This window comes from Paenibacillus sp. B1-35, from assembly GCF_050474385.1.
Classification (GTDB): Bacteria; Bacillota; Bacilli; order Paenibacillales; family Paenibacillaceae; genus Paenibacillus_B; species Paenibacillus_B alvei.
Genome location: NZ_JBCHVJ010000007.1, coordinates 171,598 through 193,990 on the forward strand (window position 1 = coordinate 171,598; position 22,393 = coordinate 193,990).

The following is a 22,393-nucleotide window of genomic DNA, read 5'->3' on the forward strand; positions in this document are numbered from 1 at the left end:
GGAAGGGCTGGCAATCTATCGCTTGCGATTCACATCAAGCTCAATCGAGATGTCCCTCAGCAGAACACACCTTTTATAGGTTGTCCTCTGTAATAAATCTCGATTATTGATGTTTGCTGATCAAGTTCTTCAATGCATCCTTGGAGTTCAAGCCTACAACCTTATCAACAGGCTGACCGTCCTTGAACACGATGATTGTAGGAATGCTCATTACGCCAAAGCGGGAAGCGGATTCTGGGTTCTCATCCACGTTCACTTTTGCAACAGTCGCTTGACCGTTTACTTCGCTTTCCAATTCATCGAGGATAGGAGCAAGCATTTTACAAGGGCCGCACCATGGCGCCCAAAAATCGACCAATACAACGCCTTGCTGACCTTCAACTTCAGTCTTGAACGTTTGGTCGGATACGTTAACGATAGCCATATTTGGTTCCTCCTTTATGTTAGAAGCTTACAATCTGAGTCAACATGTAAAGTATACCACAGTTCAATGTTTTATGTGAAATTTGCACTTCATTTTTGCATCCAATTTGTCACATCCTAAGAGAGCGCTGTCTTTACAGTCATGGCGCAGTTCGGTATACTTATAGCGATAAGAAATTGGGTTAAAATACCTGTTGATGCCGTGACATACGTCATTGTATCAGACATGTAAGAGATAGGAGGCCCCTTGATGGAAGCGAGAGCAATTGATCCGCGTGAGCATGTGAACGAGGAACCGCGCAACGATTTCTCCGATTTGATGTTCGGGTTCGGTGCAATGGCCGGATTTATGACGGTAGTCTTTTTCGGCATGGTTATCGTGAAGTTCATCATCTCCTAGCCCTGATCATGGTGCGTTCCCCTCAATGGAGCGCACCACAGTGGCATCCCTATTACCATGAATAAGCCCGGTTCGCATTGCTTGCGACCGGGCTTTTATTTGCAATTATATAGCATGAACGGGAGGCATACTGGCTTCTTAGCCGAAGCTGCGATGCTATGCGGCATGAACAGCTTCAAGCTTTCTCTCTAGCTAGCTTCCCCGTTTGTTCCGTCCTTGTACATGTACCACTTTCACAAATGGCTGAATCCGGTGCATAAGCCGTTCGGCCTTATGCACATCCTCTCCTTCACGCGTGAAGCTGAAATGCTTCTGCAGTGCTTCCAAATCATAATTCGACGTGTAGAATGTTGGCTTACGGTTCATTCGATAATTCAAGATAGAGCCCAGCACATGGTCGCGAACCCAAGGAGTAATATTTTCTGCCCCGATATCGTCGAATACCAGCAGATCGGTTTCCTTCATCATTTCAATCGTTTCCCGCAGCTTCTGCGGCTCTTGGAACATTGACTTGAGCTCTTCGACAAACTCCGGCATATAGACGATTACCCCGGTGTAATTGGCCCGAGCGAGTTCGTACAATACGTAGCTCATAAGAAATGTCTTGCCCGTCCCAAAAGGCCCGACGAGGTACATGCCCTCAGGCATCAATCCTTCTTTCTTTGTCTTCTCAATATATTCAATGATATTTAAAACGGCAGGCGATCGATCAATATCATTCTCTAGTATTTCGGAGGCAGAGTATCCGCGCTTGAGCGCAGTCTCATCTACATAGAAGGAACGTACCCGGTTATAAATCGCCTGTTGGCGCTCACTAGCCAGCAGCTTCTTGCAGGGTACCTTCCGATCATATACATAGTTGTTCCCGTTCAGGTTATCGGCGCTCAGCATCGTATAGTGGCCATGGAAGTCATTCGGACACTGATCCAAGCCCGGACAGTTGGTACAGTGCCCAATTTCCGTTACATATTGGTATAGCTTATTCATATTGATGCGAAGGTCGCGATCCGACAACTCCGGATATTTGGAGCGAAATTGCACGATCAATGGATCGTTGAGCAGCTTTTCTATTTTCTGTTCCGCCTGAGTCCGGCGGGCGTTGACCGGCAATTGCTTCAAAATATCTCCGATAGATTCCATAAGTCGCACCTCCTATCCGCTGTAACTTTATTATACTCGTCCTTCGTCCAATCGTCGCGCCAATTCACGAGCACGCTCTAATTCTTCCGGTGTCAGACCTGATCCCGCTTCACTCGGTTTAACGACAGGAATCGATGGCTTGGCTGCTTTATTATTGTATCGGCTGCGCGGCCGCTGCTGTCTGCCAGCGTCTTGGCGAGAAGCTTGCGTTCGACCAGAACCATTGACCTGCGCCTGTTCACGAGTATACATAACCGCTTGTTCATATGTGCGTATCTGCTTTACAAGCATATTGGATACGATCGCTTCAACGAAGTTCCGATTTAGTCTGTGCTCCGATCCGCTTACCAGCATCGTCATCAAATAATGAATGAGTACATTGATGACCTCATCAGGCATCTTATAATTCAAATCCATCTTGGTAAACATATCAAGGAAGGAGTCCGGGACTGCCCCTGGGAAAAACTTTTCAAGCAGCTGCGTATACGGTGTATTGCGGAGCAGCATGTTATATTGATGAATATCGCATTTGTCGCGGAATTGCGGGGGAACCTCAACATAGAACTCCATTTGCACCGCAACTTCCTCTTCATGCTCTTCTTTCACTTGCTCCTTCTGTTCAATTCGATGCTGCACTCGCTCCCGATGCTCGCTTCTCCGCTTATTCTGACGGAAATGAAGGTGAGCACGGTGCTGCAGTTCTTCCAATGCGACCAAGCCGTCCTGCGTGAAGACGCCGTCTTCATCCAGCAAACGGCACAGTTCTTGCAAAGTCAGCTCGAATTTGCGGACAACGTAATTAATTGTACTCATACTTTCTTTATTGTAACGAAGCTGCTCTACGAACTTGCGGTTGTAGGACTGCTTAGGGAACCGCATAATAATATCTGCATAATTGATTTCAACAGCTTCAGGTTCGGCATCCGCAATCGCGGTACGGCTTGGGGCGACTTCTTGAAGGGCCTGCTCGAGCTCGAAATCAATGACATGCGTATTCAGGCGGAACAAATCGTAGAATGGTATAGATATGTTCTCCCGATGCATATTGGATGCCATTCCTTCAAAGGGGTCATCCGTAGTAAACTGCTGCCGTAAGGACAGCACCGCGTATTTTCCAACCTTATCCCGCAAAAGAAGAGTTAAATGCTGTGTTTCGAAAAATTCTTTTGGGGACAAGGGCTGCTGCAGCTCATATTCATACATACAATCATCCATATCAGGCAGCATCACTCTTGACGTATTCAACAGTCCGACCGCTTCCAGCTTGGAAGCCTGTTCAATGAAATAGGTGCGTCCCTTCTCACTTGGCTCCAATCCAAGGAGCAGGAACAATCGGCGCTGCGCATCTACAGCTGAATAGCCTGTCTTATCTGATGCCACATGCTGGCAGAGAAGCTGATACATGCCGATCGCAAATGCCCCCACCATTGGTTGATACACATGGGACAACATCTTTAGATCCAGTTCGCTCAAGCTAAACTCTCGATAAGCCACATATCGATGATGTTCTGTAAAATGGTGCATATTCGACATCCGCATCGTCGTACCTGTTTCTCCTTCCGCTCTACTCAGTCCACCTATTGTAACATATATAGAGTCTGCCCGTCCGACAAAATCGTGGTAAAAAAGACATGCAATTCCGATCAAAAAAGCATAAAAAAGCGCAGAGAGCATGCCAGATGCTCTTCTGCGCAGAAAAGGAAAGATGCTAGTTATATCTTCTATTGTATACCTAGGCAGAATACTAATAATCGTTAAGATCGCACGCTCTCAATCACGTTGTTTTCCATAAATACAATTTTCGCCCCATCTTTCTCGAAGCAGAGAAATCCTTATTTCCCAACAACCCTAGAGCCCCTCGTTAACATTTCTTGTCGGAATCGCTGGCACTGCTTCTTGTTCATGGTGCAGCTTCAGGAATTCGACGATGGCTCGATAGACGCGCATCTCATTCTCTTTTTTAGAGAATCCATGTCTAACGTCGAAAATAATCTACTGCCGCACGGAAGTAATCTGCATGCCGTCCAGCATATCGTTTCATTGATCCGGGTAAAGTCCCTAGAACCTACAAGCCGCAGCACCTTCTTGCAGGCGCTGCGGCAGTTCAGATTGTATTTGATCCGCTTTCGTATCACTTGCTCATTGCTCATAGCTGCTTGCGCCGCTTAAGCAGTTCCGCATATTGCCGCTCCAGTTCCTCGATATGGTCTCCCTTGCGCGGGGCAGACAAACGCCCCATCAAATCCGCCCATTCCAGATCCAGCTTCAATCGCTCCTCAGCCGACATCGATGAGGACGACTGTTCAATTTTCTGCACTTCCTGTGCTGGTACAAAATCTGAAGTAACGCCTCTCTCAACAGGTCGAGGTCGCTGACGCTCGCGAAATGCTTCAATTGTCATCCATTCCAGTTCGCCGTCTCGGAACACAATGGTATGTGTAGCCGTTCGATCCAGCAGCATGCGATCATGCGTTGCGAACAGGATCGTACCTGGATACTCCAGCAGCACACGCTCCAGTTCCTCGCGCGTGTCGATATCCAAGTAATTCGTCGGCTCATCGAGGAGCAGCATATTCGCTTCGCTCATGAACAGCTTGGCGAGCTGAGTCTTCACCTTCTCGCCCCCACTCAACTGCCATACCGGCTTCAATGCCTCATCCCGTCGCAACCTAAGCCGCGCCAATACCGTCCGCACCATCGTCTGATCATAGGCGCTCGACTTCAATACATTGTCCAGTACACTGGCCTGTAGATCCAAGGCATACAGCTTCTGATCGAAATACGCCATTCGAGCGCTTGGGGAGAAGCGGATCCGTCCTCCCTCCACTGTGACATCACGCTCTCCTGCAGTTCTCAGCTCATATACCTCCACCAATCGGCGGAGTAAGGTTGTCTTCCCTGCTCCATTCGAACCGACTAAGGCGACACGCATATTCGGCCGAATGCTGAAGGAACTGCTGCCCACCAGTTCACGGTCGCCTGCACGCAGTGCAAGCCCTTGAACCTCCACAGCCTGCTTGCTGCGAATCGGAGCATGGCATTCCGCATTGAATAATACCTGCACCTGCTCAAATGGCTTCTCCACAATCTCCAACTGATCAAGACGCTTCTCTATCGCCTTAACCGTCTTCTCTACCTTTGCCTTCTTGCGATTGAAGTAGGGACGCGCAAGCCTCATTTCCTTACTGGTCAATCCCTTCTTAGGCCTGCTGACCTTACTTGCATGCTCCTTCTTCTCTACAATCGCTTCCTGCAAGCGGCCTCTTTCTGCGACATAATTGTCATACGAGCGTTGATGTTCCAGCCGCAGCCGTTCCTTTTCCCTGCGATAGTCCTCATACCCGCCGGTAAAGACATGAATCTGTTCGTTCTCCACTTCCCAGATTCTCGTTGCCACATGATTGAGCAGCGTTCGGTCATGTGAAATGAACAATAGTGCACCCGTTCTAGAGTATTCGATCATCCGATCTTCCAGCCACTCCATTCCTTCCACATCCAAATGGCTTGTCGGTTCATCGAGCATCAGCAGTCCTGCCCCTGCGTTCATGGCCTCATTCAATCGGCGTTTCGTGCGCTCCCCGCCGCTTAATATCACTTCCTCTGCTTCTTCCTCCCGCGCATCATCCAACTGCGGTACGAAAGACGTTACCACATTACATACTACGGTTCCTTCATCCGGCTCTACCATGCCAGCCAATATGCGCTGCAATGTCGTCTTCCCGACTCCGTTGACGCCAATAAGTCCGATACGATCCCCTGCATAAATGCGAAGAGAACTGTCTGTGCGGAATAAGCGGCGATCGGCTACATAGGCTGCCAATTGATGAGCCTCTAACACGATTTGGCCCGATTTATTCTTTGATTGTGCTGTATATTTGTTAGTCATAAAAAAACCTCCCTGGTAACCCAGAGAGGATAGTGTGCATGCGGCTGCAAGCTTGCACTTCGCTTATGTCATGGAATTGAACACGTATGTTACGCACGTGTCTCTAAACGTATGCCACAGCAATCCGTTCTAAGCAACGATTCGTCTCTCCCCGATTCTCCTCATCCAATGTTGAAACTGAGGCAGTGGGGACAAGTGCAATACCGTTGCGTTATTCCATTACAAAATAAGTGATGAATCATGCAAGCTATCAAATATAACGGCCGATATCAATCTGCGAAAATGGGCAGACCTATCCTCTCTGAACGTACATTTTGAAATATAAAGCTGTCAAAATGACTCCTATCAGATCAGATTAGTTCAACATCGCAGTAGATACCTTGCCCTTTCATTCGAATAAAATCTATGCATCGAAAAGTCCCGATGCGTTCTGTATCATTGTATGCCAATTAGCTCAAATTTATCAAGTACAATTTTCATTAAAACATCTGATATCCACTCTTGCGTAAAAAATGAATTGTCTTTCCGCTAATAAATGCCCCTGCAAGTCCAGCTATCGCCGTTAAATATCCCTGCAAGCCGATGCCCGTCAAATTGTCCATAACCGATGCATCCTGCTTCCACAGCATGATAACCATTGCCGGCAGCAAAACGACTAAATATACGCCGATTGGGAACCACGTTGTCTTCATCAGCATGTTCAGAATAAAGCCAATGCCGAACATCATCACAAAAAAAAGCACCATTAAAATGATGACCATTATCCAGCCTAACATGTTGCAAACCGCCTCCTGCTTTTCTTCATCCAATCTATAATTATCCAATAAAATATCCATATTTCGCTAATTGCTGATCAGTCTTAGTGTACTTGCACCTGGGCTAAAAATCAACGAACATTCAGTGACATTTATCACCTCTTAGTTGAATGCGATGCAAATTATAGCTACAATGGCTTTAGAATGGCGATTTTCACAATAGTGGTTGTGGTACACAATCTTTTACGATAACGGAGGATAACGCGATATGAATGAAGCAGCTTTAACGCTCGACGGTTGGTATGCACTCCATGATTTCCGCACGATCAACTGGGCTCAATGGAAAAAGGCGGACGATGAAGAGCGTGCGCATGCGCTTGAGGAATTGCAAACGTTATGGTCGGAATGGTCCGAAACGGAAGCAGACAAGAAGGGCAGCACTGTCGTATACAGCATCGTAGGCCAAAAAGCCGACTTTGTCATTTTCCACCTTCGTGAAACACTCGAAGAGCTTAATGCGCTTGAAAATGCGCTGAATAAAACGTCTTTCGCTCAATTTACGACACCAACATATTCCTATGTCAGCATCGTAGAACTGAGCAATTATATGACGAAGCCAGGATCAACCGAGGATCCGATGGAGAATCCGGAAATTATTGCGCGTCTTAAGCCAACCTTGCCGCAGAGCAAGCACATCTGCTTCTATCCAATGAATAAGAAGCGCGACTTGTCCGATAACTGGTACATGCTGTCCATGGAAGAGCGCCGCAATATGATGCGCAGCCATGGCATGATTGGTCGAGGCTATGCGGGTAAAGTGAAGCAAATCATTACAGGCTCCGTAGGTTTGGACGATTGGGAATGGGGCGTTACGCTATTTAGCGATGACCCGCTTCAATTCAAAAAGCTGATTTATGAAATGCGCTTCGATGAAGTCAGCGCGCGCTTCGGCGAATTCGGCTCCTTCTATGTAGGGAACCACCTCACTATGGATAAGCTGAATGACATGATGAAGCTGTAGCTTCATGCATTCACGGCTACCATCATACTCAAGAGCGACAAACCGGGAAGCCTATGCGGGCAACCCGGTTTTTTTGCTTTCCTCTTTATCAAAATCATGTACATTCAATTCCATCAGCCCCTATGCATACATGCCCTAACCTTCGGCAATGGTTAGCTCGGGAAAGTGAGCAAGGAGGCAGGGATCAAGGCGGATCCCTCCACCAAATCTCCTTACGGTTCGACCACAAGCGGCCCGCGTTACGCGCCAATCAGCTTCTTCTTGCACAACGGCTGATTCAGTTTTCAATTGATTGCATACCGCTGTCTCTGCTGTTAAAGCAAAAAAAGCCATCCTCGCACATTCGTGCGAAGACGGCCTCTCAAATTTATAACAATCGTATTCGTACAAAGCCATCAACAGAATGACTTGTACAACATAATGCTTCGGCTTAGAAAAACTTCCCTTTACGAAGAGCAAGGGAAACTCCGCCAATGATGAACAACCAGCGGATATCGATTACTTTTTTCAATTGAGCAGCCCAGAAGCCTTTCAGCTTCTTCTTGCCCACTACGCCAATCGCTTCGCCTTTACCCAAAGAAGCAACAGTCCCTTTGTTGTGGAACTCGAACTTCTTCAGCGGCTGGTTGCGGATCGAAGCAACGATGTTGCTTGCACATACCGGACCTTGCTGCATCGCCATTTGCGCTGTAGGCGGATATGGACGATCAATTGCCGGGTTAATCATGAGCGAGTTGTCTCCAATAATAAAGATGTTATCATGGCCTGGCGCTCTCAAGAATTCGTCAACCTTCACGCGGCCGCGCATTGCCTCGAAGCCTGCTTGCTCAATTAAGCGGTTACCGCGAATACCACCTGTCCATACAACAGTAGAAGATTTAATTTCTTCGCCTGTTGCAAGTACTACACCTTCAGGTGTGCATTCTTTAATCGCTGTTGCCAGCTTGAACGTAACGCCTTTTTTCTTCAATACATCCATTGCATACTCAACAAGCTCAGGATCGAAGCCTGGAAGTGCTGTTGGTGCTGCTTCGACGTTATAAATATTGACCAATTTTAGATCAACATCGAACTGTTTGCACAGCATCGGAATGCGATCGGACAATTCACCGATAAACTCAATACCTGTGAAGCCTGCACCACCTACAACAAAGTTCAGACGCTCAGGATGAGTCTCATCTTGCTTATATAGAGCAAATTGATGTTCGATATGCTCACGGATAACGCGAACAGAATTAATGCTGCGAATGCTAAACGCATACTCAGCAAGACCCGGAATACCAAATGTTTCTGGCTCTCCACCGACACCAATAACCAAATAATCATAAGACAAAGTTCCGTCTTCAAGAATGACTTTCTTATCTTGAATACGAATTTCCTTCACCGTAGACTTCACAAAATCAATTTTGAATTCATCGATCAGCTTCGAGATGGACACCCGAGCATTCTCGTAGGAATCCGTACCAGCAGCTGGCATATGCAAATGAGTTGTAAAGTAATGATAGTCATGTTTGCTAACTAACGTTACGTCTGCCTCATTATAGTTTAGTTCTTTTTGAAGACGTTGCGCTGCCATAATGCCACCGTAACCCGCGCCTAGGATTACGATTTTAGGAATGTTACTCATCTTTCATTAGCTCCTTCCAATCAGGTCAATCATTTTGTGTTGGTTGGTTATAACATGTTACAACTTTAATTATGAATACCTTTGTTCTAGAAACCCGCGTATATCCTCAATCCAACGAAGTTGTGAAAAACCCCACAAAAAACCTTAAACGTTATCTAGACAGTAAAACATCATAGCAATCGGTAATCACTTTTATTATGATCCAAATGAATGAAAGTAAACCAAACAATAGAACCATAATCACTTGCACATCGCATTATGCCCAACATCGACAAATTGTCGACAATTTACATACAATTCAACTGCAATGATATCGAGTTTCCAAATAAATTACAAGCACCTTTTTTGTAGAACAATCAATGAAAGCGGTTAATTTTGATAATTTTCACATTTATATCGACTTCCTTAGGCAAAGTACGGTTTCCTTCTTGTCGAGCTCCGTTTATAATGATAGATGTGCCTAAATACACAATGACCATGATCACATGGTCAGACATCGCCATTGGAGGTGCTCTGCCTTGAATTCACAACTTGCATCGCAACCAGATGATGTAGTAGATATTTTAATTATTGGTGGCGGGCCTGCCGGAATGTTCGCCGCGTTCTACGGCGGAATGCGACAAGCTTCCGTTCGCCTTATTGAAAGCATGCCTCAGCTCGGAGGCCAATTAGCAGCATTATATCCGGAAAAATACATCTATGACGTTGCCGGATTCCCGAAAGTAACAGCGCAGGAACTTGTTAATTCCTTGAAAAAGCAGATGGAGCATTTCAATCCAGATGTTCGCTTGGAAGAGAAGGTTCTTGGTGTAGAAAAGCTTGGAGAGCGTCTATTTGCCGTTACTACAGACAAAAGCGTTCATCATGCAAAATCAGTTATCATTACAGCAGGCGTAGGTGCATTCGAACCTCGTCGTCTGGAGCTTCCAGAAGCAGCACAATACGAGAAATCGAACCTGCACTACTTCGTAAGCGACCTGCAGCAGTTCAAGGGCCAGCGCGTGCTAATCAGCGGTGGCGGCGACTCTGCTGTCGATTGGGCACTTATGCTGGAGCCTATCGCAGAGCAAGTTACACTCATTCATCGCCGCGACAAATTCCGTGCGCATGAACATAGTGTGGAGCAGTTGATGAACTCTAAGGTTAAAGTCATTACGCCAACAGAAATTACCGCGCTGCATGGAGATGCAGGCCGTATTGAGCGCGTAACACTGGCTGACACCAAATCGAAGGAAGCATTCGATATTGATGTAGATGCAGTAATCGTCAACTTCGGCTTCGTATCCTCGCTCGGTCCGATTTCCGAATGGGGGCTTAACATCGAAGGCGGCTCCATCGTTGTCGATTCCCGCATGGAAACAAACATTCCAGGCTTGTTCGCTGCCGGTGACATTACGACTTATCCTGGTAAGCTGAAACTGATCGCAGTCGGCTTTGGTGAAGCGCCAACCGCAATCAATAACGCTAAAGTATATATCGATCCAACAGCCAAGCTGTCTCCTGGTCACAGCAGCAGCATGAAAATGTAACTAAATAAACGAAAAAAAGGGTATCCTATCTCCAACATCTTTATATAACGGAGGAGGATACCCTTGTTTCATGTTTGTCCACTATGCAACGGCATTATCAGTACAGAAATCATATGTCCGAACTGTTTGAACCCAGCCACTGACAGCGGCAAACTGGAAGATTATGTTGGACCTTACGCCCCGTATCAGCCAGACGATTCCACATCTCATGAAATCATGCTTCATGATGGTTCTGTGTCGATGCAGTGCCTGCATATAATCTATTGTGAGCACTGTCATGCAACTAACTATGTGAACGGCTTAGCTTGGGAGTAAAGTCTCGGCATGCCGGTCATCTATGTGCATACCGGTATTCGGAAGAGGGTCGGACAAAGGCAGCGCCTTTTCATTTCCTCAAGCAGCAGCGCGATGAATTCTTCATCCAATCGGAGCCTGATTGCCTGCTCATAAGAATCAATAAGCAGTTCATCGGAAAGCAAAGCCATCTGCATCACAACCTTTCCTAAACTTTCCTGCCGGGTTCATCATATCACGGCTTTAGAAAGCAGAACAAGCGTTCCAATATCCACAGGCAACTGTGGAAAAAATGTGAGTAATATGTTGATAAACGTCAAAAATCGTTGTCTAGCAGTGGGGATGATGTGGATATGGTTATTCACATCTTTTTGGCCTGTTCATTAATAAAAAAGTTTAATCACATCATGATATCTATTAAATGTTATCTATCAAATTTACACTTCTGGAATCTATACCCAGTGATTGTGGTTACTGCGGTCTCGTGTTTACCTCAAAAATCCAAATATGTCCCGAACGGTCTATCCCATAATCGAAGCCCAACTGTCCGATTCCAGGGTATTTCTTCTCTAAAATGGCTGTGGATACTCTTGTCAGGTGTTTCATTTTACTCTTTTTAGCGCTAACGCTTTGTCCAGGAAGCGATTGAGTAATGCCTTGGGCTGCGGTAAGCATCGTGCCTCCCTTGCACAAGTTCGTCACGAACAATCCTCTTTTCGCTAATCGTCCAACCATTGCACGAAATCCCCATTTGCCGTTCTTCTTCACTACCTTTACTCGATAATCAATCGGTCTTCCGCCAATTGTAGCAAGATCAATTCCCCGCTGTATCAGGTTGGCGCGCTTTTTTTTCACACCTGACAATGATCGCACCATGGCGTCGAACTCGTCGAAGCTGCGCGTATTTGAGCGGTACGTATAGCGATAGGTCGATCCACTTTTCGTTACTTTTATTACTCCCGAACCACCAGTACCAACGACAGGCTTGACGACGACATAACCGTATTTGTTCAACATTTGGTGAAGATTGGACGTATTATAAATGCGCGTTGCTGGAATATGCCCTGCGATGCGCGGATCTGATAATAATGCCGCAGTCTTCAACCACTTGTTAGCTAGCTGTCTGCCTTCCATTCGTGTCTCCCCTTTCGTCTTCAATACTTATACATACTCAAGAGAAGCTCACGATTCTTGTATGATTGTCCAAGGCACACGCCTTATTTCATTGAACTGGATCAATATGGACGCTTAATGCTTGTCATTTTCAAGACTGGGATGGTATCGTATAAGGGATAATAATGGATGGATATAAAGGATGGGAGCGACCGTCATGTCAACTGCAGCTGTATATGAAGCGTTGTACTGGATAGCGATCGTATCCATGTCTGTCGTGCTTGTGCTTGCCAATGTCGGAATACTTGCGATCGGCTTTCAATTTTGGAGAAAGCATAGACGGGTGCTTGGTGCAGCATGCTGGCTGTTCTCCGTATTTTGCTTCTATTTGATCTCCATCATGATCAACAAGACGTTCTTATGATGGTCATGTCCTGATCAAAAAGCTTGATCGTCTCCCGCATGACGGACAACGGGGCAAAATCCTTGAGCTGCGCGCTATGCGCTGCCTCAAGGATTTTTGTGCTTCACCCTGCATTGAGCCGCTTAAGCCGTTCCTATCTGAATGGAGGAATCCCTTTGATCATTCATGTACTCGTTGCAGATGATGATCCGAATATTGTAACAATGCTGCGCCTTGTGCTGGAATCGGAACAGTATCACGTCTTCGACGCAAGTGATGGGCAAGCTGCAGCACGTATCCTGGAGCACGAAACCATACATATTGCAATCGTGGATGTGATGATGCCGCTAAAGGACGGATGGACCTTATGTGCCGAAATTCGCCAGCAATATGATATTCCGGTTATGATGCTGACCGCGCTGGGGGAGCTTGAAGACAAAGAGCAAGGATTTGCAGCCGGCACCGATGATTATTTGGTGAAGCCATTTGAACCGAAGGAACTGTTATTCCGCATGAAGGCGCTGCTTCGTCGGTATCAAATTGTCTCTGACAGCCTCATACGTATTGGTGCAACGACTATAGATCGTCAAAGCTATACGATAACCACATCCGGTGCAGAGCATACACTCCCCCGCAAGGAGTTTGAGCTGTTGGCTCAGCTTTCTTCCTATCCGGGGCGCATCTTCACAAGAGAACAACTGCTTGCTTGGATATGGGGTGCCGACTACGAGGGAGATAGCAGAACCATAGACGTACATATTAAGCGTCTACGTGAGCGCTTCCCTGAAGATTCGAGCGATTTTCGCATCACGACGATTCGAGGTCTTGGCTACAAATTGGAGGTTCATGAGCCTTGAAAACACTCTATACTCGAATTGTATTCTTTTCCGCCGTTATCGTCTTTATCAGCTTCGTGTGCGGCGTTTTTCTCGCGAATATTGCACATAATCAGGCGATCTCGAGCCATTATGAGCAGAAGATGGAGAAGGTTGGCCAAGCACTGTCCCACATGAACAGTATGCTGTCGGCTGGTACCCATTCGACGGATGAAGCCCTTTCGAACCTAGCTGAGCTAGGGTATCAATTGTATCTTGTTGATCCGGAACACCATGTGAAAACATTCGGCAGACCTTTTAAGCACGCAGATATTGCCTCTAAAGATATTGATAGTGTGCTTACAGGCAATACGTACCTCGGCATGCTTAAGCAGGGTGAATGGAGCAGCCTGTTCGTTCCCGCTATATTCGAGAACCGACTTGCGCTCAGCCATGGCATACCACTTGTCATTCATGGAGAACGTCATGCCTTGTTCATCCGTCCCGACATGGTGCAGCAGACTGAAGAAGTTCGCGTCCTTATTGCCGTGCTGCTCATTTCTACCTTCGTCATTAGTTTGGTGCTCATATCTGTGAAGACACGCTATCTGGTCAAGCCGCTTCAACGGCTAACTCGCGCTACGATGGAACTGGAGAAAGGCAACTATGAGGTGAAACTGGATCTTCATCGCAATGACGAAATCGGGGAGCTTGCAAGGCGGTTCACGGTAATGGCTGGCGCACTCGGTCAGCTCGATTCTGTACAGAAGCAGTTTGTAGCGAACGTATCCCATGAAATTCAATCTCCATTGACCTCCATACAAGGTCTAGCCCAACAGTTGATGGATCATCCACTGCCGCCAGAGCAGGAACGACGCTATTTGCATATCATTGCAGAGGAATCACGGCGCTTATCCGGCATTAGCCGGCAGCTACTGACTCTCGCCTCGCTGGAACGAGGTAAGGAGATGATGAAGCAGGCGCCTATCCGGCTGGATGAGCAGCTGCGCGAGGTCATTATACTGCTGGAGCCGCAATGGGGCATAAAGGACATGGAGCTGAATCTCCAACTCGATCAGGTGATATGGATAGGAGATGCTGGATTGCTTCATCAAGCATGGACGAATCTGCTGACGAATGCGATTAAATTCACTGCGCCGCAAGGAACAATTACGGTACGATGCCATCAACAGGGAGAAGACATTATCATAGTTGTATCTGATACGGGGAGAGGAATTCCTCAAGACGTACTTCCGCACATTTTCGAGCGATTTTACAAATACAACGAACATGTGGAGCCAGGACAAGCACAACTAGGCACAGGTCTTGGTTTAGCGATCGTCAAACGAATTATTGAGTTGCATAACGGGACGATTAGTGCATTAAGCGAATCAGGAAAAGGCACGACCTTCACCGTCCGATTAGCTGCCTCAGACAAACACAGAACATGACCTCGTTGTCATGTTCTGTTCATATTGGGTTCATACAACTGCGGTACACTCCTATCATCCATGCGAATGACACTACAAAGGAGAGAGTTTACTGTGAAAAAACTGTATTACACTTCATTCTTTTATGCCATTCTTGGCCTTATATCGGGTATCTTTTACCGAGAGTTCACGAAAGTAAACGAATTCATGGATTACACAGCGCTAAAACCGCTGCATACTCATATTCTCGTCTTGGGCTTTCTGTTCTTCCTGCTGGCTACCCTGCTCGCGAAGCAATTCCGTGTACATGAGGTTCGTTCATTCAAAGGCTGGTACTATGTATACAATATCGGCCTGCTTATTACAATTGCCGCAATGACGGTGCGCGGTCTTCTGCAAGTAAATGGAACAGATATGAAGGGCTTGAGCCATATGGCAGGCCTCGGACACGCTGTATTGGGAGCAAGCATTATTTGGTTCATGATCTTGCTGGGTAAAAAAATTAAGGAATAGCTTTACACATACCGAGCATAGCGGAAGGCTGCACCGGCTCCCCCATCAGGAGTAAGGGCAGCCTTCTTTGATTGAGACAGACGACTGATTTGTCCAACTTTGATTTCAACTGCACGACGATACAATTACAATTGCTGCATTAGCAGCTGCCAGAGCTTTCAATGACAGTTGCCCCTGTCGTCCCTGCATGGTACGTGTTGTTGTGATTTTGCGCGTCTCTTGTTGATTCTTGACGGGAACTGTAGCAGGTTCCTTGCCATCCTCCCGGACATTCTGAGCAATACGCTCTATAGGACACCAGCGTCGTACGATCCACATGAGTGGATTGCTGTACTTGGTGGGCATCATGATGTTCATTCATAGGTATCACCTCCTACTCGTTATAAGGTTCGCTGAAATAATTTGCAGTATGTTTAGAAATATTAGGATTTGTGGTAAGAAACGCAATAAAAAAGACCTCTCTTACGGGAGGACGATCTACCGTAATGAGAGGTCTTCTGTATCAGCTGAATCACGATCATCGAATCAAGCTGTGCGATTCAATTCTATAATTATAGTTCAAGTACTCGACTAGTCGTCACACTTCTCTGCTTTTCCCGCATCTGTAGCAGTACGGAAGCTGGAGCCGCAGCCGCATGTCGCTACCGCGTTCGGGTTGTCGATCGTGAAGCCGCCAGACATGCCAGATTCCTTATAATCGATGACGAGTCCGCTCAGGTGAGGCACACTCTCTTTGTCGATAACGACCTTCATGCCGCCAATCTCCGTGTGCACATCTTCCTCCGTTTCCTCATCATCAAATCCCATACCATAAGAAAACCCGCTGCATCCGCCAGGGCGAACACCAATACGCAGGAACAAATTTTCATTTTCTTCTTGTGCAATCATTTCCTTTATCTTTTCAATCGCTTCATCGCTGATTGTAATCATTCTAATCACCCTCCTCGTATTACTAAGTATAACCATCCCTTTCGGCATATACAAGAGAACATGCAATGCTGGTAATTTGCACCTTTACTTCCTGTAGACGTATTGCCCCACCTCTTATGCGAATGTATAATGGTACTGACATCAATTATTGTGATTCGTTTCACTGCAATCTCCGACGGAACTTATCCGCCGCGGAGTTTTTTATTTGTCAATAACAGCATTTTGGTGCTGAAAATGACATGATATCTACCTGAAGGGGGCCTGTTTATGACTACAGTCATGACACGTCATGCCGATCCACGTATGGCCGAAATCGCAGACAAAGTCGAACGCGGCGAACGCCTGACACTCGAAGATGGCATTTATTTGTATGAAACAGACGACCTGTTGACTTTGGGTCAATTGGCGAATCTTGCGAATATGCGCAAGAACGGCAAGAATGTTTATTTTATTGAAAATATGTCCTTATATTTCACAAACGTATGTGAAGCGCATTGCGCCTTCTGCAACTTCCGTAAAGATCAAGGGGAAGATGGCTCTTACACCTTGTCCGGCCAAGAAATGATCGACTATGTGGAACAGCATATTCATCCGGGCGTACGTGAGTTCCATATTGTGGGGGGTCACAACCCTCATGTACCGTTCTCCTATTATGTAGATTCGCTCCGCGCGCTTAATGAAAAATATCCGGATGTGACGCTGAAAGCCTACACAGCGGCAGAAATCGATTTCTTCACGCGCATCAGCGGCTTGAGCATTGAAGAAGTGCTCAGAGAACTGATGAATGCCGGTCTTGAATCCTTGACTGGTGGGGGCGCAGAGATTCTGTCTGATGAATATCGGAAGAAAATGCGCGTCGAAAAAGCAGGCGTTGAGCGTTATCTCGAAGTTCACCGCACCGCCCATCAGCTTGGCATGAAGACACATACAACGATGCTGTATGGCGCAATTGAATCTCATGAGGATCGCGTTCGCCATATGATCTCGATCCGTGAACTTCAAGATAAGACGAATGGCTTCCAAGTCTTCATCCCATTGTCCATGCAGCCAAAAAGTCCAAAGGCCAGCATCAAGCGGCGCAATTCCGCTTATGAGGACTTGAAGACAATTGCAATCAGCCGTCTCATGCTGGACAACATTCAACATATTAAAGCGTACTTCATCAATATCGGAACACAGTTGACGCAAGTCGCCCTTACGTTCGGCGCTTCTGACGTGCATGGCACGCTTGTGAAGGAACGCATCAGCCATGCGGCTGGCGCACTTACACCAGAAGGCTTAACGCGCGACGAGCTTGTATGGCTCATCAAGGGTGCAGGACGCACGCCAATCGAGCGTGATACGTTCTACAACCCGATAAAAATATATGAATAATTCGTTGTAATCAATCATGGACCACAATAGAGAGATAGAGGTATTGCATGACCCTATTGGATACGACAACCCAGAATCAGCAACCGTTGGCACGATTCATCTCACTGGAGACTGAGCTTCAAGCCGGCTTCATTGAATCGCGTCCCAGACAAATGAGTGGACCCATACGACGTAATCGCCGCTTGCGGCACAGCACCTACCATACTTAATCATTCGGCAACATGGGGGGAGTCGAACAGATGAAACGATACGTCATACTCGGTGGCGGCTACGGAGGATTGGCCATCATTAGTCGGTTGTTGGAGGGCGAGCTGCCTTCCGATGTACAGCTTGTATTAGTTGACCGCATGCCCTATCAGGGACTCAAGACGGAATACTACGCATTAGCAGCTGGAACAGTGTCGGATATGGATATTCGCGTTTCCTTTCCGAACGATCCACGCGTGCATCTGCACTATGGCAATGTTCAATCTATTGACTTGGACGGACAGCTCGTCCATTTTACGGATGGCGATACACTAGTCTACGATCACTTGGTCATAGGGCTAGGTTGTACAGATAAATATCACGGCATTCCAGGGGCCGAGCAATTCGGCAATAGCATTCAATCACTCGCCAGCACAAGACGCACCTACCAACTGCTTAATGACATCCGGCCATACGGTCAGGTGAGCATCGTTGGCGGCGGACTGAGTGGAGTTGAAATGGCAGCAGAGCTGCGTGAGAGTCGTCCTGATATCAACATCCGAATTTTGGATCGGGGATCACGCGTGCTGTCAGCGTTCCCGGAGAAGCTCTCTCACTTTGTCTCCGGCTGGTTCCTTGAGCACCATATTGAGCTTCGTTCCTTTGTAAATGTAAGCCATCTGGAGGAAGGGGTCATCTATAACCGGAAGGAAGACAACGAGGAAGAAATTTTGTCTGACGTAACGGTATGGACTGCCGGCATTCAGCCTGTGATTCCTGTACAGCAACTCCAAGTTGCTAAGGATCAACAGGGTCGCGTTATCATTAATGAGTACCATCACATTCCGGAATATCCGAATGTATACGTTGTTGGTGATTGCGCGAGCCTTCCGTTCTCGCCAAGTGCACAGGCTGCTGGAGCCCAAGGCGAGCAAATCGCTGATGTGATACGAGCTAGATGGAAGGGTGAAACGCCTCAACTAGGTAAAATCAAGCTTAAGGGTGTCCTTGGAGCATTGGGCAAAAAATCCGGCTTCGGCGTCGTTGGCAAGCGTGCCGTTGTAGGCTATGTGCCTCGCGTCATCAAAAGCGGTGTATTATGGATGTCTAAGCACCATTTCGGATAATATATGCAATGATTCTCCTCTATAACAAAGCATGGGAGCAGCGGCATCAATCGATGTCCAACTGCTCCCATGCTTTTATTTCATCTATTTTGTTCATAATCTTGTCATATAACTCATCTGCCGATTCCCCAGCCACGATTTCGCCATTTACGAGCGCAAACGGAAACATGTAGCACTCCCCGCAATTCCCTAGACATCCATACTCCAGCACATCATACTCTGGATTGCCTTCCAGGCGCTTCATGACCTTGTCTGTTCCATGATGCATATTATTCACGCAAAATTCTATGATTGGTCGCATTGACATTATCCCCCGCTTTCATGTAATGCCTTTGAATTCGGATAGCTTTATAATATAATAAAATCAGCATGGATGAAAGGAGTTGTCATAGATGAGCGAAAATGCACAAAGCAGCATTTACGATGAAGTGCTGGAAGTGTTGGATAAACTGCGCCCGTTCTTGCAGCGCGACGGCGGCGATGTCGAATTGGTTGATGTTGAGGACGGCATCGTTAAGCTTCGCCTGATGGGCGCTTGCGGCAGCTGCCCAAGCTCCACAATCACTTTGAAAGCGGGTATTGAACGCGCTTTGGTGGAAGAAGTAGAAGGCATTACAGAAGTCGTCCAAGTATTCTAATTGAATCATTCGGCTTCCTAAGACAAAAGGCTGTCCGCCAGCAGTTCGTTCTGCCGGCGACAGCCTTTTTTCAATCCGAATTGAAAACGATAATTGCCGCTTCCGCATCCAGCTACCGCTACGATTTCAACAGCTTCCCGAACTTTAATGCCATTCCAATATTATAGGCGGTACGCTCCATATTTGCCGATGCATGCTGCATGGCATCCTCTAATGTTGTTACCCCTGGCACAATCGTGAATACCATATCAATTCCATGCTCATGAACTGATTCATATCCTGCTGCAAGTGTACCTGCAATTCCGATAACGGGTATATCATGCAGCTTGGCAGCTTTAGCTACGCCAATAGGCGTCTTGCCGTAGATGGTCTGTCCATCAATTTTGCCTTCTCCGGTAATCACCATGTCCGCACCAGCAGCGTGTTCCGCCAATCCAGTGGCATCGACAACAATATCTACTCCGCGCTTTAATTCCGCTTGCAGGAAGGCTACAACTCCTGCTCCAAGCCCACCTGCAGCACCAGCGCCAGGCATATGGGCCACATCACAGCCTACGTCTGCCAGCACCTGCGATGCATAGTGAGCTAGGTTCGCATCAAGCTGCTTCACCATGTCCGCTGTCGCCCCCTTCTGTGGGCCAAATACAGCCGAGGCTCCGCGTTCTCCGACAAGCGGATTGTCAACGTCACAGGCTGCAATGAATTTTACCCTTGCGAGCCGTGGATCCACACCACTCATTTCGATATGCGCGATACGGCTAAGCTCACCGCCGCCATACCCGATTTCCGTACCGTCTTCAGTCATTAACCGTATCCCAAGCGCCTGCGCCATACCAGCTCCACCATCATTTGTAGCGCTGCCGCCAAGTCCAAGAATAATGGTCTCTACTCCCTCGTTCAGTGCAGAAAGAATCAGTTCTCCCATTCCTCGCGTCGTCGTTACAAGCGGATTCCGTTGTTCTGGCGGTACAAGAGCCAGTCCCGACGCCGCTGCCATCTCAATGACCGCTGACTTGCCATCACCGAGAACGCCATAGAATCCTTCCACTGGTGTTCCAAGCGGCCCAGTCACTGTCGTTCGTACAATTCGACCACCTGTCGCGTCGACTAATGACTGTACCGTTCCTTCTCCGCCATCAGCCATCGGCACATGTACCAGTTCCGCTTCTGGGAATACTCGTTCCAAGCCACGGCCAATCGCCTGGCATGCCTCCCATGCGGACAAGCTTTCTTTAAACGAGTCTGGAGCAATTACAATTTTCATGCTGATCCACTCCTATCCATGCAATCTGACTTTTTGCCTACGAATACGTCCATCTATCTGTCTATATCTTAATTAGAGCCTATTCACGATCCAGTGAACTTCTCCGTTATTTCTATCATTCGCTATTACCATTCAATTGGATGCCGTACGCTGCTTACAGGAACCAGCCGAAGACACCGAATACAAGCGTTGATACAATGGCGAGCACAAGACCGATTAGCGTTTCATATGGGATAAGACGAAGACGTTCCTTCATCGCCATATTTACGCTGCCACCGGTAGCATGGAAGAAGCTTCCGTGCGGCATATGGTCGAATACGGTTGCCCCTGCATGTATCATTGCTGCTGCCCCTAAGGAAGCAACACCAAGCTCCATAATGGTCGATCCGAATACCGAGCTGGCTACAGCAGTACCTGCTGTTGTGGAAGCTGTTGCTAAAGACATCAAGGCGCCGCTGATTGGTGCGAGCAAATATGCTGGCAAGCCAGAAGCCGTCAAGCCGTCAATAATGACATCCTTAAGCTGCGAATTGGAAATAATGCCAGCAAGTGTCCCTGTACCGATGAGCATAACAGCAACACCTGTCATTTTGCCAAGACCGGAAGTCGCATATCGATTAATATGCTTGAGACGTCCCATACAGAGCGCTCCTACCAAGCCTCCGACCGGAAGCGCGATAATCGGGTCAATGACAATCCCTGCTATCGGACGCAAAGCCAGCAGCGCAATTGCGGTAATTGGAGCCATCATCGCGGCTAAGAAGCTAGGAAGCTGCTCCTTGCTTTCTTCGACCTGATCAGCCAATGCGATTTTAGTCCCTTTATTCGTCAACTTCTTCGCAATCCAATAGGTGACGAACAAACCAATCAAGGCTGGGATAATACCAGCTGCCATTATGGAAGTCAACGGCACATGGAAAGCATCTGCCGCCGAAATCGCATTCGGGTTCGGCGACATAATGTTGCCGGCCTTGCCGCCCCCAATCATCGCCAGCAATATCGCCATGCGGGACAAATCTGCACGCTGTGCAATTGCAAGAGCGATCGGAGCTACCGTAATAACCGCCACATCAATAAATACGCCTACCGCCGTCAATACCATCGTTGCAAAGGCTAGTGCGAACAAGGCGCGAGTCTCGCCTACCTTGCGCACCAAGGTTTCCGCAATGGTCTTTGCACCGCCGGATTCAATCAATACTCCGGCCAGAATACCTGCTGCTAAAATCCGCAGCACCGCCGGAATCATCGTCTTCGCCCCATCCATCATCAGCGTAACGGAATCCACCAAACCAATTCCTCCGACTACGCCCCCCACCAGTGCACCAATCATCATGCCGTACGCCGGCGGGACTTTCCGCAAAATAAGCACGATAGCAACCGCCAAAGCCGCCAGTGCGCCAAGTACAGATACCGTAACTGTCATAGTCCCCATCCTCCTTGAAGATGCAGTGTTTCGTTGTTGTACTTTTACTTTACTTCTAAAATGAAAGCGCTTCATCATGCATTGACATGAAATAAAGCGCTT

Annotated in this window: 25 protein-coding genes; 12 read left to right on the forward strand and 13 right to left on the reverse strand. The window is 47.3% G+C overall.

Going from position 1 to position 22,393, the window contains the following annotated elements:
* Positions 1 to 103 precede the first annotated feature (103 nt).
* Positions 104 to 424 carry a thioredoxin gene (gene trxA, locus ACQ5BJ_RS21890; protein WP_005551049.1) on the reverse strand — a complete coding sequence of 107 codons (321 nt, stop codon included), beginning with the start codon at positions 422 to 424 and terminating at the stop codon, positions 104 to 106.
* A 249-nt stretch (positions 425 to 673) separates the two neighbouring features.
* Between trxA and ACQ5BJ_RS21895 the strand changes: the two genes are divergently transcribed.
* The gene (locus ACQ5BJ_RS21895; protein ID WP_005551050.1) at positions 674 to 823 is read left to right on the forward strand and encodes a hypothetical protein; all 150 of its coding nucleotides are present in this window, start codon (positions 674 to 676) and stop codon (positions 821 to 823) included.
* 192 nt (positions 824 to 1,015) lie between these two features.
* Here the strand turns inward: ACQ5BJ_RS21895 and dnaI are convergent, their stop codons facing one another.
* From dnaI to ACQ5BJ_RS21915, 4 genes are all read right to left on the reverse strand, one after another.
* Positions 1,016 to 1,963, reverse strand: coding sequence for a primosomal protein DnaI (dnaI, locus tag ACQ5BJ_RS21900; protein WP_005551051.1), 948 nt, complete (start codon positions 1,961 to 1,963; stop codon positions 1,016 to 1,018).
* A gap of 30 nt (positions 1,964 to 1,993) precedes the next feature.
* A complete protein-coding gene (locus ACQ5BJ_RS21905; RefSeq protein ID WP_040736925.1) occupies positions 1,994 to 3,502 on the reverse strand; it encodes a DnaD domain protein in 1,509 nt (502 codons plus the stop codon).
* A 607-nt stretch (positions 3,503 to 4,109) separates the two neighbouring features.
* Entirely contained in the window at positions 4,110 to 5,849 is a 1,740-nt protein-coding gene (gene abc-f / locus ACQ5BJ_RS21910) for a ribosomal protection-like ABC-F family protein (RefSeq protein WP_430112365.1), read from the reverse strand.
* A gap of 479 nt (positions 5,850 to 6,328) precedes the next feature.
* The gene (locus ACQ5BJ_RS21915) at positions 6,329 to 6,625 is read right to left on the reverse strand and encodes a YuiB family protein (protein ID WP_163978897.1); all 297 of its coding nucleotides are present in this window, start codon (positions 6,623 to 6,625) and stop codon (positions 6,329 to 6,331) included.
* A 247-nt stretch (positions 6,626 to 6,872) separates the two neighbouring features.
* Between ACQ5BJ_RS21915 and hemQ the strand changes: the two genes are divergently transcribed.
* Positions 6,873 to 7,625 (forward strand): hydrogen peroxide-dependent heme synthase, encoded by a 753-nt coding sequence (gene hemQ / locus ACQ5BJ_RS21920; protein ID WP_005551058.1) that lies wholly within the window; start codon positions 6,873 to 6,875, stop codon positions 7,623 to 7,625.
* A 430-nt stretch (positions 7,626 to 8,055) separates the two neighbouring features.
* Here the strand turns inward: hemQ and ACQ5BJ_RS21925 are convergent, their stop codons facing one another.
* Complete coding sequence (locus tag ACQ5BJ_RS21925) at positions 8,056 to 9,252, reverse strand: NAD(P)/FAD-dependent oxidoreductase (protein WP_430112368.1); 1,197 nt, start codon at positions 9,250 to 9,252, stop codon at positions 8,056 to 8,058.
* A 518-nt stretch (positions 9,253 to 9,770) separates the two neighbouring features.
* Between ACQ5BJ_RS21925 and ACQ5BJ_RS21930 the strand changes: the two genes are divergently transcribed.
* Positions 9,771 to 10,781 (forward strand): NAD(P)/FAD-dependent oxidoreductase, encoded by a 1,011-nt coding sequence (locus ACQ5BJ_RS21930; protein ID WP_268594138.1) that lies wholly within the window; start codon positions 9,771 to 9,773, stop codon positions 10,779 to 10,781.
* Positions 10,782 to 10,844: 63 nt separating this feature from the next.
* A complete protein-coding gene (locus ACQ5BJ_RS21935; RefSeq protein ID WP_005551067.1) occupies positions 10,845 to 11,096 on the forward strand; it encodes a hypothetical protein in 252 nt (83 codons plus the stop codon).
* 20 nt (positions 11,097 to 11,116) lie between these two features.
* Here ACQ5BJ_RS21935 and ACQ5BJ_RS21940 read toward each other — a convergent pair whose 3' ends face one another.
* Both ACQ5BJ_RS21940 and ACQ5BJ_RS21945 read right to left on the reverse strand, forming a co-directional pair.
* Positions 11,117 to 11,266 carry a sporulation histidine kinase inhibitor Sda gene (locus ACQ5BJ_RS21940; RefSeq protein WP_028533731.1) on the reverse strand — a complete coding sequence of 50 codons (150 nt, stop codon included), beginning with the start codon at positions 11,264 to 11,266 and terminating at the stop codon, positions 11,117 to 11,119.
* Between the two features lie 280 nt (positions 11,267 to 11,546).
* Positions 11,547 to 12,209: a YheC/YheD family protein gene (locus ACQ5BJ_RS21945; RefSeq protein WP_005551068.1), complete on the reverse strand. Its 663-nt coding sequence runs from the start codon at positions 12,207 to 12,209 to the stop codon at positions 11,547 to 11,549.
* Between the two features lie 196 nt (positions 12,210 to 12,405).
* Here ACQ5BJ_RS21945 and ACQ5BJ_RS21950 point away from each other — a divergent pair, with 196 nt between their 5' ends.
* The 4 genes from ACQ5BJ_RS21950 (at position 12,406) to ACQ5BJ_RS21965 (ending at position 15,349) form a co-directional block, all read left to right on the forward strand.
* Positions 12,406 to 12,612 (forward strand): hypothetical protein, encoded by a 207-nt coding sequence (locus ACQ5BJ_RS21950; RefSeq protein ID WP_005551070.1) that lies wholly within the window; start codon positions 12,406 to 12,408, stop codon positions 12,610 to 12,612.
* A gap of 155 nt (positions 12,613 to 12,767) precedes the next feature.
* A complete protein-coding gene (locus tag ACQ5BJ_RS21955; RefSeq protein ID WP_430112371.1) occupies positions 12,768 to 13,448 on the forward strand; it encodes a response regulator transcription factor in 681 nt (226 codons plus the stop codon).
* Positions 13,445 to 14,857, forward strand: a complete 1,413-nt coding sequence (locus tag ACQ5BJ_RS21960) for a sensor histidine kinase (RefSeq protein WP_005551072.1) — start codon at positions 13,445 to 13,447, stop codon at positions 14,855 to 14,857. The genes ACQ5BJ_RS21955 and ACQ5BJ_RS21960 overlap by 4 nt, the downstream gene beginning before the upstream one ends.
* 93 nt (positions 14,858 to 14,950) lie before the next feature.
* Positions 14,951 to 15,349 (forward strand): DUF2871 domain-containing protein, encoded by a 399-nt coding sequence (locus ACQ5BJ_RS21965; RefSeq protein WP_005551073.1) that lies wholly within the window; start codon positions 14,951 to 14,953, stop codon positions 15,347 to 15,349.
* 139 nt (positions 15,350 to 15,488) lie between these two features.
* Here ACQ5BJ_RS21965 and ACQ5BJ_RS21970 read toward each other — a convergent pair whose 3' ends face one another.
* A complete protein-coding gene (locus ACQ5BJ_RS21970; RefSeq protein WP_163978907.1) occupies positions 15,489 to 15,710 on the reverse strand; it encodes a hypothetical protein in 222 nt (73 codons plus the stop codon).
* A gap of 209 nt (positions 15,711 to 15,919) precedes the next feature.
* Positions 15,920 to 16,279: a HesB/IscA family protein gene (locus tag ACQ5BJ_RS21975; RefSeq protein WP_171416896.1), complete on the reverse strand. Its 360-nt coding sequence runs from the start codon at positions 16,277 to 16,279 to the stop codon at positions 15,920 to 15,922.
* A 267-nt stretch (positions 16,280 to 16,546) separates the two neighbouring features.
* Here ACQ5BJ_RS21975 and mqnE point away from each other — a divergent pair, with 267 nt between their 5' ends.
* From mqnE to ACQ5BJ_RS21990, 3 genes are read left to right on the forward strand one after another with little or no spacing between them, the layout of a single operon-like run.
* Complete coding sequence (gene mqnE / locus ACQ5BJ_RS21980; RefSeq protein ID WP_005551078.1) at positions 16,547 to 17,653, forward strand: aminofutalosine synthase MqnE; 1,107 nt, start codon at positions 16,547 to 16,549, stop codon at positions 17,651 to 17,653.
* 47 nt (positions 17,654 to 17,700) lie between these two features.
* Positions 17,701 to 17,862 carry a hypothetical protein gene (locus ACQ5BJ_RS21985; protein ID WP_005551079.1) on the forward strand — a complete coding sequence of 54 codons (162 nt, stop codon included), beginning with the start codon at positions 17,701 to 17,703 and terminating at the stop codon, positions 17,860 to 17,862.
* Positions 17,863 to 17,892: 30 nt separating this feature from the next.
* Complete coding sequence (locus tag ACQ5BJ_RS21990; RefSeq protein ID WP_005551080.1) at positions 17,893 to 18,966, forward strand: NAD(P)/FAD-dependent oxidoreductase; 1,074 nt, start codon at positions 17,893 to 17,895, stop codon at positions 18,964 to 18,966.
* Positions 18,967 to 19,012: 46 nt separating this feature from the next.
* Here the strand turns inward: ACQ5BJ_RS21990 and ACQ5BJ_RS21995 are convergent, their stop codons facing one another.
* On the reverse strand, positions 19,013 to 19,267 hold the full coding sequence (locus ACQ5BJ_RS21995) for a YuzB family protein (protein ID WP_005551081.1): 255 nt from the start codon (positions 19,265 to 19,267) through the stop codon (positions 19,013 to 19,015).
* A 91-nt stretch (positions 19,268 to 19,358) separates the two neighbouring features.
* On the opposite strand from ACQ5BJ_RS21995, the gene ACQ5BJ_RS22000 reads away from it, so the two are divergent.
* Complete coding sequence (locus ACQ5BJ_RS22000) at positions 19,359 to 19,604, forward strand: NifU family protein (RefSeq protein WP_005551082.1); 246 nt, start codon at positions 19,359 to 19,361, stop codon at positions 19,602 to 19,604.
* Positions 19,605 to 19,722: 118 nt separating this feature from the next.
* Here ACQ5BJ_RS22000 and ACQ5BJ_RS22005 read toward each other — a convergent pair whose 3' ends face one another.
* Complete coding sequence (locus ACQ5BJ_RS22005) at positions 19,723 to 20,868, reverse strand: glycerate kinase (protein WP_005551083.1); 1,146 nt, start codon at positions 20,866 to 20,868, stop codon at positions 19,723 to 19,725.
* Positions 20,869 to 21,022: 154 nt separating this feature from the next.
* Positions 21,023 to 22,291, reverse strand: a complete 1,269-nt coding sequence (locus ACQ5BJ_RS22010) for a GntP family permease (protein ID WP_005551085.1) — start codon at positions 22,289 to 22,291, stop codon at positions 21,023 to 21,025.
* Between the last annotated feature and the right edge of the window lie 102 nt (positions 22,292 to 22,393).

What these genes read in the sequence shown, in the direction of transcription:
- trxA (WP_005551049.1), bottom strand. Translation starts at nt 424, where the DNA reads ATGGCTATCGTTAACGTATCCGACCAAACGTTCAAGACTGAAGTTGAA.
- hemQ (WP_005551058.1), top strand. Translation starts at nt 6,873, where the DNA reads ATGAATGAAGCAGCTTTAACGCTCGACGGTTGGTATGCACTCCATGAT.
- ACQ5BJ_RS21925 (WP_430112368.1), bottom strand. Translation starts at nt 9,252, where the DNA reads ATGAGTAACATTCCTAAAATCGTAATCCTAGGCGCGGGTTACGGTGGC.
- ACQ5BJ_RS21945 (WP_005551068.1), bottom strand. Translation starts at nt 12,209, where the DNA reads ATGGAAGGCAGACAGCTAGCTAACAAGTGGTTGAAGACTGCGGCATTA.
- ACQ5BJ_RS21950 (WP_005551070.1), top strand. Translation starts at nt 12,406, where the DNA reads ATGTCAACTGCAGCTGTATATGAAGCGTTGTACTGGATAGCGATCGTA.
- ACQ5BJ_RS22005 (WP_005551083.1), bottom strand. Translation starts at nt 20,868, where the DNA reads ATGAAAATTGTAATTGCTCCAGACTCGTTTAAAGAAAGCTTGTCCGCA.
- ACQ5BJ_RS21985 (WP_005551079.1), top strand. Translation starts at nt 17,701, where the DNA reads ATGACCCTATTGGATACGACAACCCAGAATCAGCAACCGTTGGCACGA.
- mqnE (WP_005551078.1), top strand. Translation starts at nt 16,547, where the DNA reads ATGACTACAGTCATGACACGTCATGCCGATCCACGTATGGCCGAAATC.
- ACQ5BJ_RS21970 (WP_163978907.1), bottom strand. Translation starts at nt 15,710, where the DNA reads ATGAATGAACATCATGATGCCCACCAAGTACAGCAATCCACTCATGTG.
- ACQ5BJ_RS21905 (WP_040736925.1), bottom strand. Translation starts at nt 3,502, where the DNA reads ATGCGGATGTCGAATATGCACCATTTTACAGAACATCATCGATATGTG.
- ACQ5BJ_RS21895 (WP_005551050.1), top strand. Translation starts at nt 674, where the DNA reads ATGGAAGCGAGAGCAATTGATCCGCGTGAGCATGTGAACGAGGAACCG.
- ACQ5BJ_RS22000 (WP_005551082.1), top strand. Translation starts at nt 19,359, where the DNA reads ATGAGCGAAAATGCACAAAGCAGCATTTACGATGAAGTGCTGGAAGTG.
- ACQ5BJ_RS21940 (WP_028533731.1), bottom strand. Translation starts at nt 11,266, where the DNA reads ATGGCTTTGCTTTCCGATGAACTGCTTATTGATTCTTATGAGCAGGCA.
- ACQ5BJ_RS22010 (WP_005551085.1), bottom strand. Translation starts at nt 22,291, where the DNA reads ATGACAGTTACGGTATCTGTACTTGGCGCACTGGCGGCTTTGGCGGTT.
- abc-f (WP_430112365.1), bottom strand. Translation starts at nt 5,849, where the DNA reads ATGACTAACAAATATACAGCACAATCAAAGAATAAATCGGGCCAAATC.
- ACQ5BJ_RS21990 (WP_005551080.1), top strand. Translation starts at nt 17,893, where the DNA reads ATGAAACGATACGTCATACTCGGTGGCGGCTACGGAGGATTGGCCATC.
- ACQ5BJ_RS21995 (WP_005551081.1), bottom strand. Translation starts at nt 19,267, where the DNA reads ATGCGACCAATCATAGAATTTTGCGTGAATAATATGCATCATGGAACA.
- ACQ5BJ_RS21915 (WP_163978897.1), bottom strand. Translation starts at nt 6,625, where the DNA reads ATGTTAGGCTGGATAATGGTCATCATTTTAATGGTGCTTTTTTTTGTG.
- dnaI (WP_005551051.1), bottom strand. Translation starts at nt 1,963, where the DNA reads ATGGAATCTATCGGAGATATTTTGAAGCAATTGCCGGTCAACGCCCGC.
- ACQ5BJ_RS21975 (WP_171416896.1), bottom strand. Translation starts at nt 16,279, where the DNA reads ATGATTACAATCAGCGATGAAGCGATTGAAAAGATAAAGGAAATGATT.